The 18268-nt window shown below is 68.8% G+C and carries 18 protein-coding genes; 9 read left to right on the top strand and 9 right to left on the bottom strand.

The features are described 5' to 3' along the window. Positions 1-27 precede the first annotated feature (27 nt). Complete coding sequence (locus JJQ90_RS03235; protein WP_216872998.1) at positions 28-591, bottom strand: hypothetical protein; 564 nt, start codon at positions 589-591, stop codon at positions 28-30. Between the two features lie 164 nt (positions 592-755). Here JJQ90_RS03235 and ispH point away from each other — a divergent pair, with 164 nt between their 5' ends. Genes ispH through rnhA form a run of 3 tightly spaced genes read left to right on the top strand, consistent with a single transcriptional unit; the run spans position 756 to position 3157 of the window. Continuing rightward, positions 756-1715, top strand: coding sequence for a 4-hydroxy-3-methylbut-2-enyl diphosphate reductase (ispH, locus tag JJQ90_RS03240; protein ID WP_216872999.1), 960 nt, complete (start codon positions 756-758; stop codon positions 1713-1715). A 10-nt stretch (positions 1716-1725) separates the two neighbouring features. Continuing rightward, on the top strand, positions 1726-2706 hold the full coding sequence (locus JJQ90_RS03245; protein ID WP_216873000.1) for a homoserine kinase: 981 nt from the start codon (positions 1726-1728) through the stop codon (positions 2704-2706). 4 nt (positions 2707-2710) lie between these two features. After that, a complete protein-coding gene (gene rnhA, locus JJQ90_RS03250; protein WP_216873751.1) occupies positions 2711-3157 on the top strand; it encodes a ribonuclease HI in 447 nt (148 codons plus the stop codon). A 68-nt stretch (positions 3158-3225) separates the two neighbouring features. Here the strand turns inward: rnhA and JJQ90_RS03255 are convergent, their stop codons facing one another. Then, positions 3226-4035 carry an NADPH-dependent F420 reductase gene (locus JJQ90_RS03255; protein WP_268958573.1) on the bottom strand — a complete coding sequence of 270 codons (810 nt, stop codon included), beginning with the start codon at positions 4033-4035 and terminating at the stop codon, positions 3226-3228. A gap of 116 nt (positions 4036-4151) precedes the next feature. Between JJQ90_RS03255 and JJQ90_RS03260 the strand changes: the two genes are divergently transcribed. Together JJQ90_RS03260 and JJQ90_RS03265 are read left to right on the top strand one after the other, a co-directional pair. Beyond that, positions 4152-4457: a winged helix-turn-helix transcriptional regulator gene (locus JJQ90_RS03260; protein ID WP_230410404.1), complete on the top strand. Its 306-nt coding sequence runs from the start codon at positions 4152-4154 to the stop codon at positions 4455-4457. 459 nt (positions 4458-4916) lie between these two features. Next, a complete protein-coding gene (locus JJQ90_RS03265; RefSeq protein ID WP_216873003.1) occupies positions 4917-9035 on the top strand; it encodes an NACHT domain-containing protein in 4119 nt (1372 codons plus the stop codon). Here JJQ90_RS03265 and JJQ90_RS03270 read toward each other — a convergent pair. The 4 genes from JJQ90_RS03270 to ftrA form a co-directional block, all read right to left on the bottom strand. Continuing rightward, the gene (locus JJQ90_RS03270) at positions 9029-10042 is read right to left on the bottom strand and encodes a cytochrome d ubiquinol oxidase subunit II (protein WP_216873004.1); all 1014 of its coding nucleotides are present in this window, start codon (positions 10040-10042) and stop codon (positions 9029-9031) included. The genes JJQ90_RS03265 and JJQ90_RS03270 overlap by 7 nt on opposite strands. Beyond that, positions 10039-11406: a cytochrome ubiquinol oxidase subunit I gene (locus tag JJQ90_RS03275; protein ID WP_216873005.1), complete on the bottom strand. Its 1368-nt coding sequence runs from the start codon at positions 11404-11406 to the stop codon at positions 10039-10041. The genes JJQ90_RS03270 and JJQ90_RS03275 overlap by 4 nt, the downstream gene beginning before the upstream one ends. A 3-nt stretch (positions 11407-11409) precedes the next feature. Beyond that, positions 11410-11985: a GbsR/MarR family transcriptional regulator gene (locus JJQ90_RS03280; RefSeq protein ID WP_216873006.1), complete on the bottom strand. Its 576-nt coding sequence runs from the start codon at positions 11983-11985 to the stop codon at positions 11410-11412. A gap of 105 nt (positions 11986-12090) precedes the next feature. Beyond that, positions 12091-13089: a transcriptional regulator FtrA gene (gene ftrA, locus JJQ90_RS03285; RefSeq protein WP_216873007.1), complete on the bottom strand. Its 999-nt coding sequence runs from the start codon at positions 13087-13089 to the stop codon at positions 12091-12093. A 75-nt stretch (positions 13090-13164) separates the two neighbouring features. Between ftrA and JJQ90_RS03290 the strand changes: the two genes are divergently transcribed. Continuing rightward, complete coding sequence (locus JJQ90_RS03290) at positions 13165-13569, top strand: rhodanese-like domain-containing protein (protein ID WP_216873008.1); 405 nt, start codon at positions 13165-13167, stop codon at positions 13567-13569. A gap of 59 nt (positions 13570-13628) precedes the next feature. Here the strand turns inward: JJQ90_RS03290 and JJQ90_RS03295 are convergent, their stop codons facing one another. Both JJQ90_RS03295 and JJQ90_RS03300 read right to left on the bottom strand, forming a co-directional pair. Then, on the bottom strand, positions 13629-13898 hold the full coding sequence (locus JJQ90_RS03295; RefSeq protein ID WP_216873009.1) for a hypothetical protein: 270 nt from the start codon (positions 13896-13898) through the stop codon (positions 13629-13631). Next, positions 13895-14377 carry a peroxiredoxin gene (locus JJQ90_RS03300; RefSeq protein ID WP_216873010.1) on the bottom strand — a complete coding sequence of 161 codons (483 nt, stop codon included), beginning with the start codon at positions 14375-14377 and terminating at the stop codon, positions 13895-13897. Before JJQ90_RS03300 ends, JJQ90_RS03295 begins: the two co-directional genes overlap by 4 nt. A 71-nt stretch (positions 14378-14448) precedes the next feature. Here JJQ90_RS03300 and JJQ90_RS03305 point away from each other — a divergent pair, with 71 nt between their 5' ends. From JJQ90_RS03305 to JJQ90_RS03315, 3 genes are all read left to right on the top strand, one after another. Further along, a complete protein-coding gene (locus JJQ90_RS03305) occupies positions 14449-15288 on the top strand; it encodes an alpha/beta hydrolase (protein ID WP_216873011.1) in 840 nt (279 codons plus the stop codon). Then, positions 15285-16007, top strand: a complete 723-nt coding sequence (locus tag JJQ90_RS03310; RefSeq protein WP_216873012.1) for an SDR family oxidoreductase — start codon at positions 15285-15287, stop codon at positions 16005-16007. The genes JJQ90_RS03305 and JJQ90_RS03310 overlap by 4 nt, the downstream gene beginning before the upstream one ends. 79 nt (positions 16008-16086) lie before the next feature. Then, positions 16087-16632 carry a hypothetical protein gene (locus JJQ90_RS03315; RefSeq protein WP_216873013.1) on the top strand — a complete coding sequence of 182 codons (546 nt, stop codon included), beginning with the start codon at positions 16087-16089 and terminating at the stop codon, positions 16630-16632. A 145-nt stretch (positions 16633-16777) separates the two neighbouring features. Here the strand turns inward: JJQ90_RS03315 and JJQ90_RS03320 are convergent, their stop codons facing one another. After that, positions 16778-17980, bottom strand: coding sequence for a peptidoglycan-binding domain-containing protein (locus tag JJQ90_RS03320; RefSeq protein ID WP_216873014.1), 1203 nt, complete (start codon positions 17978-17980; stop codon positions 16778-16780). Positions 17981-18268: the final 288 nt, after the last annotated feature.

An 18268-nucleotide genomic window follows, 5' to 3' on the forward strand; every position in this document is an offset into this window, starting at 1 on the left:
CCCCTTTGGGTGGAGAGGGGTTGTCAGCTACCGTGGCCCGCGTGCCCGGTTCAGCGCCAGTTCTTCCGGCGTCAATTGCAGGCTGATCCGCAGGGTATAGTCCGTGGCGCGGCGGCCCTGGCCCAGCGGCATGGTGAGCCTTGCCGTCTGGCCGGCCAGGGTGGTGCGGGCGACGTTGGGGCCGAAGGCGACGCGCGTGGTGAAAGCCTGGCGGTCCAATACGGCGCTGTCCGCCGCATCGCTCAGCGCGACGAACCAGGGCAGGTCCAGCGTGCGGCCCTCGGCCGCCGGGCCACGTTCCACATCGAATCGGGGGGTCAGCCGCACTTCCAGCCCGCTGCGGTCGCGGCTGGTATAGTCGCAGCTCGCATCGAAGCCGGCGATCCGCGCATCCGCGGTCAGCGCCGTCAGATCCCCGCTGGCACCGCCCCGGAAGCGGGTCAGGTCGGCGCCATCGGCCAGGATGGCGATGCGTGGGCAGGGCGCCTGGTTGCCCGCCGGGGTGCCGGGCAGGCTGCCGCCGCCGCAGGCCGCCAGCAGGCCCATTCCGGCCAGCACGGCCAGGCGATTGCGGTTGCTGTGAATTGCCATGCGGGCCACTTCCCCTTCGAAGCCAGTCCCCCTTTGAACCGGGGCCGGCGGCCGGTAAGATGGCGCATCGTCGCCACGCTGCGTCTATCGCATCGCCGGCGCCGTCCGACCATCCCCGGCACCGCGAGGTCTCCGGGCGACGCAGCCGCCAAGCAGGATCCGTGATGCCCGAGACCAAGCCCCGGTTGAACGTGCTTCTCGCCGGACCGCGCGGCTTCTGTGCCGGCGTGGACCGCGCCATCAAGATCGTGGAGGAGGCGCTGAAGCGCCACGGCGCCCCGGTCTATGTGCGGCATGAGATCGTCCATAACCGCTTCGTGGTGGAAAACCTGGAGCGCCTCGGCGCCGTCTTCGTCGAGGAACTGTCCGAAATCCCGGACAATGGCCGCCCCGTGGTGTTCTCCGCCCATGGCGTGCCGAAGTCGGTCCCAGCCGAGGCCGCCGGGCGGCAGATGTTCGCCCTCGACGCCACCTGCCCCCTGGTCAGCAAGGTGCATCGCGAATCGGAGCGCCATCATGCGCGCGGCCGCCACATCCTGCTGATCGGCCATGCCGGGCATCCCGAGGTGATCGGCACCATGGGGCAACTGCCGGAAGGCAGCGTGACACTGGTGGAGGACGCCGCCCAGGCCGAGACGGTGCAGCCGCCAGCCGGCGAGCCGCTGGCCTTCACCACCCAGACCACCCTGTCGGTCGACGACACCGCCGATATCATCGCCATCCTCCAGCGCCGCTTCCCCGACCTGGTGGCGCCGGCGAAGGAGGATATCTGCTACGCCACCACCAACCGCCAGGCCGCGGTGAAGGCCATCGCGGCACGGGGGGCGGAGCTGGTGATCGTGGTCGGCGCGCCGAATTCCAGCAATTCCGTGCGGCTGGCGGAGGTGGCGCGCCGCGCCGGCGCCGCGCGGTCGCTGCTGGTGCAGCGCGGCGCGGCGCTCGACCCCTCGATCGCCGATGGCTGCACCACCATCGGCCTGACCGCCGGCGCCAGCGCGCCGGAAGTGCTGGTGGAGGAGGTGCTGGCGAAGCTCGCCACCCGCTTCGAACTGGCGGTGGAGGAAGTGGTGGTGGCCGAGGAAAAGGTGGTGTTCCGCCTTCCCCCGGCCCTGGCGGCCGAATAGACCCCCTTCCATGGCTGTCTATACCGAGGTGACCGACGAGGCGCTGCGCGCCTTCCTGGCCGATTACGAGCTGGGCGGCCTGATTGCCTTCCGCGGCATCGCCGAGGGGGTGGAGAATTCCAACTACGCGCTGCGCACGGAACGCGGCGACTTCGTGCTGACGCTGTACGAGAAGCGCGTCGATCCGGCGGAGCTGCCCTATTTCCTCGGGCTGATGGAGCATCTGGCGCAGGCGGGCCTCGCCTGCCCCACGCCGGTACGCGGGCGGGACGGGGAGGCGCTGCGGGCGCTGTGCGGCCGGCCGGCCGCTATCTGCACCTTCCTGGAAGGCGTCTGGCCGCGCCGGGTGCGGCCGGAGCATCTTGCGCCACTGGGCGATTCGCTGGCGCGGCTGCATGCCGCCAGCGGCGATTTTGCGGGGCGCCGGCCGAATGCGCTGGGGCCGCAGGGCTGGGCGCCCTTGCTGGAGGCCTGTCGGGGCCGGGGCGATGAGGTGCAGGCCGGGTTGATGGCGGAGCTGGACGGTCATCTGGGCGCCATCCTCGCCGCCTGGCCGGCGGCGGGCGCCCTGCCGGTCGGGCAGATCCATGCCGACCTGTTTCCGGACAATGTGTTCTTCCTGCCCGATGCGGCAGGGCAGCCGCGGGTTTCGGGCATCATCGACTTCTACTTCGCCTGCACCGACCTGCTCGCCTATGACATCGCCGTCTGCCTGAACGCCTGGTGTTTCGAGGCGGATGGCGCCTTCAACCTGACCAAGGCGCGGGCGCTGATCGGTGCCTATGCCGCGGTGCGCCCCCTGGCCCCGGCGGAGCGCCTGGCGCTGCCCGCGCTGTGCCGGGGGGCTGCGATCCGCTTCCTGCTGACGCGGCTTTATGACTGGACCCATACGCCGGCGGATGCGCTGGTGACCCGGAAGGACCCCTTGGAATATCTGCGCAAGCTGCGCTTTTTCGCGCAGGTGGAGAGCCCCGGTGCCATCGGCGCCTGACTCCGTGCCGGTGGAAGACCGGCCCTTCGTCGAGATCTGGACCGATGGCGGCTGCAAGCCGAATCCCGGCCCCGGCGGCTGGGCCGCGATCCTGCGCTCCGGCCCGACGGAGAAGGAGCTGACCGGCGCCGAGGCCGCTACCACCAACAACCGCATGGAACTCACCGCCGCCTGTGCCGCGCTGGAGGCGCTGAAAAAACCCTGCCGCGTGGTGGTGCACACCGACAGCGAATATGTCCGCAACGGCATGGAACGCTGGATCAAGGGCTGGGTGCGCAACAACTGGCGCAACGCGGCGAAGCAGCCGGTGGCGAATTATCCTTTATGGCAGCGCCTGCTGGAGGCGGCGAAGCCGCATGACGTGGAATGGCGCTGGGTGCGCGGGCACAATGGCGATGTGATGAACGAGCGGGCGGATGTGCTGGCGACGCGGGCGCGGGAGGGGCTTTGAAGGCGGCTGCTGTCGGATGACCCATAACCCGTCGTTCTGACCCTTTAGACGTGCCGCACCCGGTCGCGTCACATGTTGATCACGCGAACCAGACGAACGCCCCAATCCTCATCCGGGTTGGTGGTGCTGTCACCGATGCGCTCCTGCATGACCGCGACCCCGAGGTCACGGCGCTTCGGCAAGCGGTCCCGTTCTGCGGCCACCAGCGCCGATCCCATCTCCTCACGTGTCAGGTCGGTGCAGTACGCTGGAGCTCCTGGCTGCTGGCGCCACGAGTCCGCAAGGTGGCCTGCATCGAACACGTCCAGACCCGTGTCCCCGACGAGCGCCATGGCGACCTCGCGATCCCGGTCACGATCCGCCGCGACGGGGATGGCGATTCGGCCGGGCGTGCCTGCTGGCTTGCCCTTTTTGGCGAGGGAGGCCGAGCCAATCGCGTTCCAGGCTTTCGCGATGGGACGGCCCAACTGCTCGCTGACCCAGAGGCTTTCGACCTGCCCGCCCTCGATCGCCTCGATCCGGTTGTCGCGGAACGGATAATAGTTGGACGTGTCGATCACCACAGTGTCGTCCGGCAGCCCGGCGACAAGCGGCGCGATGTCAGGGATGCGGTTGAGAGGGATGGAGAGGATGACGACCTCGACGTCCTTGAACGCTTCCGGTGCCGTAACCGCACGGGCCCCCGAGGACAGAAGCTCAGGCCCGATCGTCTCCGGACCCCGGGCATTGGCCACCTTCACGTCGTGCCCTGCCGCACTCAATTCGCGGACCAGCGTCTTGCCGATATTGCCCGTGCCGAGGATGCCGATCTTCATGTCCTGATCCTGATCGATAGACGTTGCTTCGCCCCGAGAACTGTGGGCAGCTGCGCCTTTCATCAAGAACCCACCAAACGGTGGGTTACCCACCGGGAGGTATGCGTGTGACGGACCGGGACTGGCGATGCGAGGATCCGAAGCAGCAACTTGTCTGGGCCGCCGCCACCAGCGAGGCCCTGCGCGTGCTGGAGGGCAAATGGAAGATCGTCATCATCGTCCAGCTTTTCGCTGCCAAGGCGCCGCTGCGGTTTTCTGAGCTGGAGCGCCGCGTCGAGGGCGTGAACCAAAAGATGCTGATCCAGCAACTCAAGGAACTGGAGAAGGACGGCATCGTCACGCGCACGGTCTACCCGCAGGTGCCTCCAAGGGTCGATTACGCCCTGAGCCCCATGGGCCTCGCATTAGGACCGTCGGTGGAGGCGCTCATCGACTGGGCCTTCCTGCGTCGTGAAGCGACAGGGGGGATGCCTGCCGACCAGTGACATGCATTGGAGGTGCCGCGCTGGTCAGGACGCTGAGCGTCAGTGAACGCCATCCGGACGGACGGCTGGATGCCTCAGCGGCAGGTGGGAGCATGGCGGAGGTCTTCATGCCTTCTCCTTGTCGCTGACTTGCCCGCAGCCACCCGCAGATTGTGGCGGCTTGGGAGGTCGCATCGGAAGCCCGTCGCCTGATGACAGGCTATGCTCCACAAAGTTCGGCTGATGACACGCTTTGCTCCACACCGATGACAGGCGATGCTCCAGCGGCCTGCCGAATATCAATGGGATGCGGGGGGATAGGTGTCAGGCAATGATAAAGCCGACAGCTGCCGCGCGCACTTACCGCCATCCCCGTTCCGCTGTTCCACATAATTTGTTTCGGTGCAGCGGAGCTTGGTCGGTCAACGGCGGCTTGCTATTTCATATCGGCAGTGATCTGGTCCGAAAGGCATTGTAAAGGTGGACGGCCAAGAAGCTCCGCTGCCGCCGTGCCAGGAGGACGCCGTAGCTAGCGCAGAGCGTACCGTCGAAGTCATCGAAGAGGATCCGCGCTCGGAGCGCCGCATTCTGCGCTTACGGGACCTTCCCGACGACGCATGCGTCCTGGTCTTAGGCGACCCCGGCAGCGGCAAGACAACCTGCATGGCAGAGGCTGCAAGCTTCTTTGGCGGGAGCTACATCCCGGTTCGCGAATTTCTCGCTAGGCCGGCCTCGTTGGCCGCTCCCGGCACATCACTCTTCCTAGACGCGCTCGATGAGGCGCTGGCCGGCGGGCCGTCGAACCCGGCTGACGCGGTCGCACGGAAGCTGCACGAATGCGGTCAACCGCGCTTCTGGCTATCGTGCCGGCCGGTTGACTGGTCTGCCCTCGCCGGCGCGCGGGTGCTGAGGGACGCGGCGGGCAAACGCTCCTTGATGGCTGTACGGTTACGGCCGCTCGACGACGCAAGTGTCGAGGCGCTCGTCCGCGCCCGAGGGCAGGAGCCCGCGGCGTTCCTGCGGCAGGTGGACGAGGCCAGGCTCAACCCCCTCCTTCGCAACCCACAGACTTTGCTGCTGATGCTGGACGTTGCATCTAAAGGCGGCGGTCTCCCTTCGTCGCGCCGAGCTCTGTACGAGACGGCCGCGGATCTCCTGGCCCGGGAGGCCAACCGCGAGCGCCCCCGGCTGCACCACACACACCGTCCGCCGCCATCCGCCGCCGTGCTGGACGCGGCCGGACTGGCGTGCTCAGCGTTGCTGCTTGCTGACCGGGATGCAGTTGCATTCGAGTCTCCAGCCGACGATCGCGACGTCTCACTGGGCGACCTCGACCCGGAAGGAACAGACGGAGACGCGCTGCGCGCGGCACTCGCCTCACGCCTCTTCTCCGCCGTCGGCGCGGACCGCTTCGTGCCTCAGCACCGCACAGTGGCCGAGTTTCTGGCTGCGCGGTTCCTTGTGCGCCGGGTGGCGGAGCGCGGCCTTCCGCTGCGACGTGTCGAGGCGCTCCTGCGAGGGCGGCATCCGGAGCCGCACCCTTCCCTGCGCGGGCTGTTCGCGTGGGTCACCACGCTGCTGCCAGCGCGGGCGGAAAGCCTCGTGCGCCTCGACCCCTATGGTGTCCTCGCCTACGGCGACCCCGGAGAGCTCGGCCCCGCCGCACTGCGCGCGCTGCTCGCGGCGCTGGCCGAGCTGGAGCGCCGCGATCCCTTCTTCCGCAGCGGCCTGTGGGGCGAGGCGCGCTTGGCCCCGCTCGCTTCACCCGCCCTGGCTGGCGCCTTGCAAGAGGTCCTTGAGAGTCGACCCTGGCCCGGCCAGCTGGCGTCCTGCGTGCTCGAAGCGCTTTCCGAAGGCCAGCCACTCCCCGAACTAGTTGCGACGCTTGCCAACATCGTGCTCGACGCCTCGGTGCCAGAGGACGGACGTGTCGATGCTATTCTGGCCCTGCTACGCGCCTGCGCGGGCGATGCATCCGTGGCTGTAGGGGTATTCCGGCAGCTGTTGCGAAGCGGCGATCCTGGCGGCGCTAGGGCCTTGGCGGCCCGCCTTCTCGTCCAGCTGTACCCCGACCATCTCGACTTGGCCGACCTGGCCAACTTCGCAGAGTTCTTCGCCGGCGGCAGCGAGCGCACGACCAGGCACGCGCACATCGAATGGCACCTTCCCGACCTCGTGCCGCCAGGGGCGGAAGCGGCCGTCCTCGACATCTGGGCGGCGCAGCCATGGGTGACCGGACCGCGACCAACATTCGGCCCGACCTACGACCTCGCGCGTGTTGCCCGGGCGCTGCTGCCTCGCGCGCTGCCGACGCTCGACGCAGACGAGGCCGCGCGCCTTGTCGCGTGGCTGACGATCATCAACGCTCATGAACGCGACAACGACAAGGCGATGGCTGCCGCCTTCGCCGCCCGAGCTGACCTCTTCGCGCCAATGGCAATCGCGGCGACGAAACTGGGAGACCGGGACACACCGAAAATGGCGTACGCAGCGTCCTACAATCTGAGGCAGTTGGCCCCCTGGTGGATATGGCCGGAGGATGGAGGCTGGCGGCTTCTGGAGCGCGGGCTTTCGGAGGCTGACCCGTTTCGTCGAGAACTGCTGTTCCGATTTTGCCTTAAGTTCTGCTTCGACAGAGTGGAGGCGTACGAACTTTTTGAGAGAGTCTGTGAAGAAGCGAAGCGTCACCCTGACCTTGCGGAGCTTGTCGCGAGCGGCAGGATATGTGCCGTGCCGGACGAGAAGCATTACTGGCAAAGGCACCAAGCGCTGCGGCAGCGCAAACAGCAGAACAAGGATGGGTTGCAGCGGGCCGAGAACCTTCGCCGGCTCCGAGACAAGCTGCCGCAGATCGCTGACGGCACCGCGCAGAACGCGTTGCTATGGTGCGCCGATGTGTGCCTCGGCTATTTGATTGGGGCGGGCGAGCAGGACAAGCAGGCCGCCCCGTTCGAGCGCTTATCCCGGGAGGCCGATACCGAGGTTGCCGCCGCGGCGAGAGCGGGGCTGCGCCTCCTCGCATCCAATGGATGGCTACCCTCTCCGGCGGAGTTCGCCGGCCTCCGCGTTCGAGGCGGGGATTACAAGCTTGCCCACGCGTGGGTGCTCGGCGCTGATCTGCTGTTCGAGGACAGCAGCGAGGGGATGCCACAGCTCTCTCACGAGCGGCTGGTTTCGCTCATGGTTCTCGCACTCGTCGCGCCTACATCTGTCGGCAACCGCCAAAAGCGGGAGTGGCCCGGCTGCGTCACCAGAACCTTGCCGGCCGACACCGCCGCCGCCATGCGGGACTTTCTGCTGCCACAGATCGAGGCAGGGCTTCAGTTCGTCGCCGGCCTTCACGAGGCCCTTCGGGACCCCGCCTTTGGGGCGGTGAAGCGTTTGCTGCTCCCCGACCTTATCGAACGGGTGTCTTGCGGAAGCGCCGTGGACCTTGTCCTCGACGCCGCCCTCGCCGACCTTCCGGCCGACGCGCTACTCGCAGCCCTGCGCCGGCGGCTGGATGCCGTCGGGGACCGTCATGACGCACGATGGCCTATGCTCGTGGCGGCTTGGATGCTCGCGCCGGAGGAATTCGAGGAACGGATTGGTCAGGCTCTCGACTCCGACCAAAACCGTCTTGCCGACCTAGCCGAACGGACCGGCGAGTTGACGCGCGGATTCGCGTCGGGGGCTCGGCGACCGCTGCGCCTGGCGCACCGCATATTCCTCGTGCACCGCTGCGGCCCGTCTTGGCCGCCCGCGCCGCGGCCGGTCGGCATATTCTCGTCGCCTTGCGCGGCCGACCTCGCGAACTTTGTGGCGCGGCAGTTCGACGCCATCGCCGCGGACCCGCTGCCGGAGGCCGGAGCCGCACTGGAGGCATTTGCGGCGGACGCGTCGCTCGCCCCGCATTCCCCGATGCTTCGCCACGCCCTCGCGCGCCGGCGGCGCGACGACATCCGCCGCGGTTGGGAGACGCCGTCGCCGGAGGCGCTGGCGGGCGCGCTGCGTGCGGGGGCGCCAGCCAGCGCCGACGACCTGCTGGCGTTCGCGGAGGACCATCTCCGGTCGCTCGACGCCGAGTTGCGCACCACCCAGGAGAACCGGTGGAAGGGCTTCTGGGACAGTCGCCCACTCCGTCCAAAGATCGAGAACGACTGCCGCGACCACCTGTGCGGGTTGCTCGCGGGACGGTTCGACGCCGCCGGCTTGGCGGCCAGCGTGGAAGCAAGGGTGTCTGGTGACGACAGGTGCGACATCAAAGTGCGATCGCTGTCGGTCACGCTGCCCGTCGAGGTGAAGGGGGAGTGGCACCCAAAGCTCTGGACCGCCTGGAGAGACCAGCTCGGTGAAGGCTATGCCCGCGAGCCTTCATCGGCGGGCCGGGGTGTTTACCTCGTTTTCTGGTGTGGACGGAGAAATCTGACGCATCCGGATTCCGGCGACGGCATCGGAAGTGCGCTTCAACTCGAACATGCGCTCCAATCCATGGTGGACAGCTCCGACCACACCCTGCGCGTTGTGGTCATGGATGTAACACCGCCGGGGGTTCCTTCAGGATCGCGCCCGAAAAAGCCCTCGGCGAAGAAGCTTCCAGTGAATCAGCCCCCTCAGTAATACGTCAAATCCCGCGCCTTCCCGCCAAACACCCGCCAGGCAAACACGGTGTAGAGCACGATCACCGGCAGCACGAACAAGGCCCCGGCCAGGATGATGGTCAGGCTTTCGGGCGCGCTGGCGCTTTCCCAGATGGTCAGGCGTTCCGGCACCACATAGGGGAAGAAGGACCAGGCGAGGCCGGTGAAAAACAGCACGAACAGGCCGGTCGCGCCCCAGAAGGGAATGTGGTGCCAGGCATCCTCGGCCAGCGGCATCCGCATCAGCATCCGCGCCAGGCCGAACAGCAGCAGCGCGGTCAGGATCGGCAGCGGCGCCAGCATCAGCAGGCCCGGCCAGTCGAACCAGCGCGCGGCGATGCGGGCGCTGACCAGGGGCGTCACGGCGGAAACCAGCAGGATGCCGAGTGCCACCGGCCACAGCGCCCGCCGCGCCCAGGTGATGGCATGGGCCTGCAGGGCGCCCTCCGTCCGCCAGATCAGCCAGCAGGCGCCGATGAAGACATAGGCGATGGCCAGCCCGATCGCCGACATCAGCGCGAAGCCGGTCGCCGCCCAGCCCTCGGCGAAGCCCAGCACATAGCGGCCGAGCATCCAGCCCTGCGACAGCGCCGCGACCAGGGAACCCAGGAAGAACCAGCGGTCCCAGCGGCGCTTCGCGGCATCGTCCGCCGCCTTGGCGCGGAATTCGAAGGCGACGCCGCGCAGGATCAGCGCCACCAGCATCAGCGCCACGGGCAGGTACAGCGCCGTCAGGATGATGCCGTGGGCGGTCGGGAAGGCCACCAGCAGCAGTCCCACGCCCAGCACCAGCCAGGTCTCATTGGCGTCCCAGAAGGGGCCGATCGCGGCGATCATGCGGTCGCGGTCGGATTCCTGGTCCACCGTCTCCAGCAGGATGCCGACGCCGAGGTCGAAGCCGTCCAGCACCACATAGGCGAGGATGGCCAGCGCCATCAGCCCTGCGAAGATCAGCGGCAGCCATTCCGCGGGCAGGAAGGGGGTCATGCCGGGATCTCCTTGACGATGTCGCCGGGGGCGCTGCCGGGCTTCACCATGGTGCCCTCGGTCTTCTCGGTGAGGCGGCCGGCATGGGCCAGGCGGAAGATGGTGGTGATGTAGGCGATCAGCAGCAGGACATAGATGACCAGGTACATCGCCAGCGTGCCGGCGATGGAGGCCGCCGGCACCGGCCCCGCGGCCTGGGCGGTGTTCAGCACGCCGGTCACCAGCCAGGGCTGGCGGCCGATCTCCGTCACATACCAGCCGGCCAGGGTCGCCACCCAGCCGGCGAAGCTCATCAGCGCGAAGCCGCGCAGCAGCAGCTTCGGCAGGGCGCCGCGGCGGAACAGGTACCAGGCGCCGAGCCATCCCATGCCGATCATCAGCACGCCGATGCCCACCATGACGCGGAAGGCGAAGAACACCGGCGCGACCGGCGGGTGGTTGCCCACGAAGTCGTTCAGCCCGGGCACCACGCCCGCCGCTTCATGCCGCAGGATCAGGCTGGCGCCGGAGGGTATGGCGATCTCGAAGCGGTTCTCCCGCGCCGCCTCATCGGGCCAGGCGAAGAGCACAAGCGGCACGTGGCCGCGGGTTTCCCAATTCGCCTCCATGGCGGCGACCTTGGCCGGCTGGTGTTCCAGCGTGTTCAGCCCGTGCAGGTCGCCGATGAACATCTGAAGCGGCGCCAGCAGGGCCGCCATGACGATGCCGGTGCGCAGCGCCTTGCCCACGCCTTCCGCCCGGTCGCCCCGCAGCCAGCGCCAGGCGGAGATGCCGGCCAGCAGGAAGGCCACGGTCAGCGCGCTGGCCACCAGCATATGCGAAAGGCGATAGGGCATGGAGGGGTTGAAGACGATGGCGAACCAGTCCGTCGCATGCGCCACGCCGTCGCGCATCTCGAAGCCGACCGGGGTGTGCATCCAGGAATTCAGCGCGATGATCCAGAAGGCGGACATCGTCGTGCCGAAGGCCACCAGGAAGGTCGCGCCGGTGTGCATCCAGCCCGGCACGCGCTTGAAGCCGAACAGCATGATCGACAGGAAGGTCGCCTCCAGGAAGAAGGCGGTCAGCACCTCATAGGCCAGAAGCGGCCCGGCGATATTGCCCACCCTCTCCATGAAGCCCGGCCAGTTGGTGCCGAACTGGAAGGACATCGTAATCCCGGAGACGACGCCGAGCGCGAAGGACAGGGCGAAGACCTTCACCCAGAAGCGGTAGGCATCCATCCAGGCCTCGTTCTTCGTCGCCACGAAGCGCAGCTTGAAGAACATCAGCACCCAGCCGAGCGCGATGGTGATGGTGGGGAACAGGATGTGGAAGGAGATATTGGCGGCGAACTGGATGCGCGCCAGCACGATGGGGTCCATGGCTCAGCCCTCCTTGCCGGGGCTGGCGCGACCGCGCATCAGCCCGATGACCTTGTCCTTGGTGTCCAGCAGCCGCGTCACCCTTGCGCCGAGCGCGAGCAGGGAGGCGAGCCTTTCGGTCTCCAGCCGTTTCACATCGTCGTACCATGTGGTCAGTTGTTCGATCAGGCCATGCATTTCCGCCATCCGCTGCTGGGCGTGGCGTTCCTCGGCGCTGCCGGGGGACTGCATCAGCAATTCGCGCAGCACGGAGAGCGTCGGGTCCACCTCCCGCTTCTTCCGCTCCTCCGCCAAGGTGCGCAGGATCTGCCAGACATCGTCCGGCGTGGTGAAATGGTCCCGGCGATCGTTCGGAATGTGCTTCGGGATCGCCAGGTTCCAGGCCTGCAATTCCTTCAGCCCCATCGAGACGTTGGAGCGGGAGACGCCCAGCGCATCAACGATCTGCTCGGCATTCAGCGGGTCTGGCGCGACGTAGAGCAGGGCGTAGATCTGCCCCACGGTGCGGTTGATGCCCCAGCGGCTGCCCATTTCGCCAAAGTGCAGCACGAAGGCCTGAACGAGGGGTGGGAGGTTCATGACGGTCCGACATTTCAGGAATTTCTGAAATATCGGACCGCGCAGGCTTACGTCAATGGGAATCCGTGCGCTCATGCCAACGGCCCATTCGGGCGCTCGGACCGGTCAAGAGACCGGACCGCCGGTATTGGGAAGGCCCTGGCCGAAGCGGAGCCGGTACTCGCGGGGGCTGACGCCGACCAGCCTGCGGAAATGATGCCGCAGCGTGTCCGGCGTCCCGAGGCCGACACCGGCGGCGATCTCCTCGATGCCGCGCTGGCTGGCACGCAGCAGGCGCTTGGCCTCCTCGACACGCTCCGCCACCAGCCAGGCGCCGGGGGGCGCGCCCGTTGCCTCGGTGAAGCGGCGGATGAAGGTGCGCAGGCTCATCCGGCATTCCCGCGCCATGCCCGGCAAGGTCCAGGGGGCGGCGAGGTCGGCGCGGATCCGGTCGAGCAGCGGCGCCACCTCCGCCTGGTGCCGGGCGGGCACGGGCCGTTCCAGGAACTGGGCCTGGCCGCCGGTGCGATGCGCCGGCATCACCAGGCGTCGCGCCACCGAATTGGCGGCCTCCGGCCCGAAATCCTGGCGGATGATCTCGATCAGCAGGTCGATCCCCGCCGCGCTGCCGGCGGCCGTGTGAAGCCGCCCATGCGCGCGGTAGAGGCAGGCATGGTCGACCGCGATGGAGGGATGGCGCGCGCGCAGAGCCTCCGCATAGCGCCAGTGGGTGGTGACCGTGGCGCCATCCAGCAGCCCCGTCGCCGCCAGCACGAAGGCCCCGGAACAGAGGGAGACGAGGCGTGCGCCCCGGCCATGCGCCACCCGCAGCCGTTGGCACAGCGCCTCCGGCACCGGCGCGCTGGCGCTGCGCCAGCCAGGCACCACGATGATATCGGCCTGGTCGATCAGCTCCGGGTCGTGGTCTGGCGTCAGCCGGAAGCCGCCCTGGGCGCGCAGCGGGCCATCCTCGATCGCGCAACTGGCGAAGCGGTACCAGCCCTCGCCCATCTCCGGCCGGGGCAGGCCGAAGATCTCGGCCGCAATCCCGAACTCGAAGGTGCAGAGGCCGTCATAGAGCAGCACCACGACGAGCGGGCCGGAGGTGTTTGGCATGATCTTCATGTACTATGGCAGTCATGCCAATTGCGAGTCCCTGCCCCGTTCGGTGACATGGCCGGGCCACACAAGGACCTCGCCATGCCCAGCGCCGTCACCGCCATCCCCGCCGCCGCCGCCGACCTCGCCTGCGCGCATTTCGCCGCCAGCTTCAGCTTCGAGACCGATTGCTGGGACGTCCATGATGCGCTGTCCCGCACGCCCGACTTCGTGCTGCTGGACGTGCGCAGCCCCACCCTGTTCGCGCAGGGCCATGTGCCGGGTGCGATCAACCTGCCGCATGGCAAGATCATCGCCTCCAGGCTTGCGGAGTGGCCGGAGGGGACGGTCTTCGTCACCTATTGCGCGGGGCCACATTGCAATGGCGCCGCCAGGGGCGCGCTGCGGCTCGCGCAGCTCGGCCGGCCGGTGAAGATCATGGCGGGCGGCATCACCGGATGGATTGATGAGGGTTTCGCCCTGGCCCGCGCCGAGGCGGCGGCGTGACGCCTGCCACCCGGGCCGCGGTGCCCGCGGCGATGCCGCCCAAGGTCAGCCCGCCTGTGTCAGCCCTTGCGCAGCGCCCGCATATTCGCCGCCACCCGGCGCCGCGCCGGGCGCATCGCGGCCTCCGCCACCACGTCCGGCCGCGAGCCCGCCAGCAGGGCCCGGCCGGCGGCGAAGGCGCCATCGGCGAAGGCCTTCTGCTTCTCCGCCACCATTTCAGCCAGCGCCGCGCTGGCGCCGACCGGATCGGTGCCAAGCTGCATGCTGCGCAGCGTGAACACCCAGCCGGCCTGCCAGGCGAACAGCGCATACGCGGCCGGATTCGTCACAGGACGGCCAGCACCGCCTCGGCCTTGGAAACCTCGAAGGCGCCCGGCGCCTCGACGGCGACATGCGTCACCTTGCCGTCCTTGGCCACCAGCACGAAGCGCTGGCTGCGCACGCCCAGGCCGCGCGCCGTCAGGTCGAGTTCCAGGCCCAGCGCCTTGGTAAAGGCGGCGGAGCCATCGGCCAGCATCACCACCTGGTCGGTGATCCCCTGGTCCTTGGCCCAGGCGCCCATGACGAAGGCATCGTTCACCGACATGCAGGCGATCACGTCCACGCCCTTCGCCGTCAGCGCCGCCGCCTGGGTCACGAAGCCCGGCAGGTGCTTGGCGGAGCAGGTGGGGGTGAAGGCGCCCGGCACGCCGAACAGCACCACGGTCTTGCCCGCGAACAGCGCATCCGTCGCCACTTCCTTCGGCCCCTCGGCGGTGGCCTGCATGACCTTCACGGCCGGAATCGTATCGCCAAGCTGGATCGTCATTCGATGGGTCTCCTATTCTTGAAAGGCATTAAAGCAGATCGGGGCGCCGCGTCCATCTGACGGCTTCCCCGTTGTCGCCGACGCCGGGCCTTGCCACCATGCCGGTGATGCGCGCCCCCGACCCCCACGAACTTGCCTTCGCCCGCGGCACCATGCTCGCCTGGGACCCCCCGGCCCCGCGCCCCGGCGCGCCGGCGCTGCTGCTGCTGCATGGCGCATCCTGCGGCGCCTGGGTCTGGGCGGAGGGATTTGCGGGACGCCTGGCCGCCGCCGGCCATGCCGTCTTCGCCCCCGGTTTCAACCCGGGACGCCCGCAGGCCCCGGCCAGCCTCGCCGACTACCTGGCCGATGCCCGCGCCGCCCTGGCCGCGCTGCACCGCCGCGTGGTGGTCATCGGCCATTCGCTCGGCGGCCTGGTGGCGCAGCGCATGCTCGACGCGCCGGAGGTCGCGGGCATGGCCCTGCTGGCGCCCGCGCCGCCGGAGGGGTTGGCCTGGGCCAATTGGCGCCTCGCCATGGCCGACCCGCCGCTGTGGCGCGCCGTGGCACGGATGACGGAGCCCGGCCCGGCGGAGCTGGCGCCGCTGCGCCGCGCCTTCTTCGGCCCCGGCCTGCCCGACAGCCAGGCGCTGCACCACCTGGCACGGCTGCGTCCGGAAAGCCGGCTGGCGGTGCTGGAGGCGCAGGCGCCACAGCCGGTGCCCTCCGCCTGGGGTCTCGGCAAGCCCGCGGTGGTCTTCGGCGGCCGGCGCGACCCGCTGGTGCCGCCCGATTCGGTGGTGCGCACCGCCACCTGGCACGCCGCGCCCTTCGCCCTGCTGGACGGCATGGGCCATGCGATGATGCTCGATCTCGGCTGGGAAAGCCTGGCGGATCGGCTGGGCTATTGGCTGGAGGAAACCTACAGGTGACGGAAACGGTGCTGGTGACCGGCGGCTCGGGCGGCATCGGCCGCGCCATCGCGCGACGCGCGGCGGAAGCCGGCTGGCGGGTGGTGAACCTCGACCTGCGCGCGCCCGAAACCCCCCTCCCCGTCGAGGATTTTTTCGCCTGCGACTTCGGCGACCTGGCGATGACGCGGGATGTGCTGGCGCGGGTTGTGGCGCAGCACGCGCCGACGCGGCTGGTGAACAATGTCGGCGTGGTGAAGCCGGCCTCGCTGGAGGAGACCTCGGTCGAGGACCTCGCCACGGTGATGGAGGTGAATCTTCGCAGCGCCGTACTCTCCGCCCAGGCGCTGCTGCCGGCGATGCGCGCCGCGGGGTTCGGCCGCATCGTCAACATCGCCTCCCGCGCCGCCCTGGGGAAGGAATTGCGCAGCGCCTATGGCGCGTCGAAGGCCGGGCTGATCGGGCTGGCGCGGACCTGGGCGCTGGAACTCGCCGCCGATGGCATCACGGTGAACGCCATCGGCCCGGGGCCGATCGCGACGGAGCTGTTCAAGCGCGCCAATCCCGACAACAGCCCGCGCACCCGCGCGATCATCGAGGGCGTGCCGGTGAAGCGCCTCGGCACGCCGGAGGATGTGGCCAATGGCGTGCAGTTCTTCCTGGATGCGCGCAGCGGCTTCGTCACCGGGCAGGTCCTGTATGTCTGCGGCGGGCTGACGGTGGGGCTGGCGCCGGTCTGAGGCTTCACGTCCGGCGGAGCCGCGTATCGCCGGGCGGCCCACCGCGTTGTCCGGCGGCAACGGCACGAAAGGACGGGCGATGCGGGTGACGATGATGGCTGCGGCGCTCTGCGCCCTGGGTGGTGCGGCGCTGGCGCAGCCGATGCGGGACCCGACCACGGGCCTTTCCGTCACGCCGCCGCCCAACTACCAGGCCAGCGTGGCCCCGCCGCGCGCGCCCTATGCCGCGATCTTCCGGGTGCGTCGGCCGGATGACCGCGACACCGGCTGCCAGGTGGCCTTCGCCGAGGCGCCTGGAAATGCCGGGCTGAGCCAGGACCGGTTGAACGAGACGATGCAGTCCCCCGAATGGCGCGACACCGTGATCCGCACCATGTCCGCCCTCTATGACATCCAGCAGCAGGAGACCTACCGGCAGGGCGAGGTCGCGGGCCTGTTGATGGAGGGCATGATCCGCCCGCGCGACGGCATTCCCGCCCGGGCCCAGCAGATCCGCACCCTGTTCGTCGTCCTGGAAACCCCACGCGGCCGCACCACCACGGTCTGCGTCGGCGAGGTGTCGGGCTTTGCGGAGCGCCGCCCGGAATTCCTGGCCGTCACCAAGGGCGCCGAGTCGCCGCGGTAGCGTTTCATTGGGGCCTCAGGCGCCGGCGCCTCCTCCGGGGACCTGGCTACGCGGCACTTGCCGCGGCGGCCATTCGGCCGCTTGCCCGCCTTCGGCGGACGCAGGTCCCGCCGTTGATGAACCGGCTTCCCTGGAAGCCGGCTTGTCAGATCGGCCGGCGCACCCGCATGAGGCTCTGCTGCGGCGCCGTCACCTTGAGCCGCGGACGCTGCGGCGCCATGGTGGTGACCGGTGCGCGGACCAGATCCGCCAGCTTGCGGCCCAGCGCCTCATAATCCATCGCGTAGAAATGGCTGCGCGAGGCAGAGAAGCCCACATCCGCGCCGATCGACAGGCCCGGCACATCCATCACCACGATGGCCTTCGACTTCATGTCGCTGAGATTCTTGTAGGTGTCGTAGATCGCGCCGCCGGCGTTGATGAGGTCGGACAGGTTGCCGCCACGCTCGATGGCGATCTGGAGGATCTTGGTCAGGCCCTTGGTATTGCCGATGGCGAAGTTGAAGGTGGCCTCGTCATTCGGCCCGGAGACATGGCCATGCATGGCGGCGACATTGGGGAAGCCGGTCGCCACGATCAGCACGAGGCCCACACTGGCGGCGGCGGCCGTCGGAACATGGCCGAGCATGTCTTCCAGCCCCTCCAGCGCCTTCACCATCTGCGGCCCGGCCCCCAGCTTCCTCGCCTGTTCGATGGCCTGCGGCAGGGTCAGCGGCAAGGCGCCGCGGCGCGTGGTGACGCCCAGCAGGTTGCCGGTCACCATCATGTTGCCGAGGTCCAGCGCGCCGACGACGCGCCGCATGGAGGCGAGCAGCAGATCCCCACCATGCGGCAGATGCACGCCGAGTTCGGCCAGCACCCGGCTGTAGAGCGGCATGAAGACCGGATCGACGATCGAGAGCTTGTAGCCGAAGGCGATGAACAGCGGCGGATCGAAGCTGATGCGCCGCCAGTCGCTCTCGGTCGGCAGCACTCCCGGCGGTGGCTGGGCGCCACCCTCCGGCGTGGGGCCGGGCTGCGGCGCGACGCCGCCCAGCAGCCCGGCATCCAGCGCGCGCAGGGTCTTCTGCCCCACCACGCCATCCCATTCCGCCGCATTGGTCGGCCAGACCTTGCTCTGGAAGGAATAGACCGCATTCACCGTGTGCTGACCGTACCAGCCGAGGCCGGAGGAGGGCGGCACCCAATCCCCGCCCAGATCCTCCCCGAGGGTCTTCAGCGCTTCCTGCACCAGCCGGATGGCGGTGGTGTCGTTGGTGGCGCGGCCCATGCCGAGGCCCTTGCGGGCCTTGGTCTCGACCTGGCGAAGAACGGCATTGCCGGCAAGCTTCTCGGATCGAAGGGGCACGGGCGGCACTCCGGAAGGGGTGCGGCAGCCTGTTCCCTGCGGGTCACGCAGAACAACGCAACTGGATGTCAACGCAATGCTTTGAAACGACGGTGAAACGCGGGGTGCCTTTATTGCACGTTACTTATGTAACTTCTGATGTTCGTCGCGGCAACCAGATGGCGACATCCGCCCATCCCGGACACCCGGTGGTTGGCCCTGGCTTGACAGCGGGCCGCGCCGCGGACTTGATGCTCGCATGATCCGCACCGCCACCCTCTGCCGGTATTACGCGCCGCTCTCCTAGCG

The organism is Falsiroseomonas oleicola (assembly GCF_019029495.1).
In the GTDB taxonomy this organism is placed as follows: domain Bacteria; phylum Pseudomonadota; class Alphaproteobacteria; order Acetobacterales; family Acetobacteraceae; genus Falsiroseomonas; species Falsiroseomonas oleicola.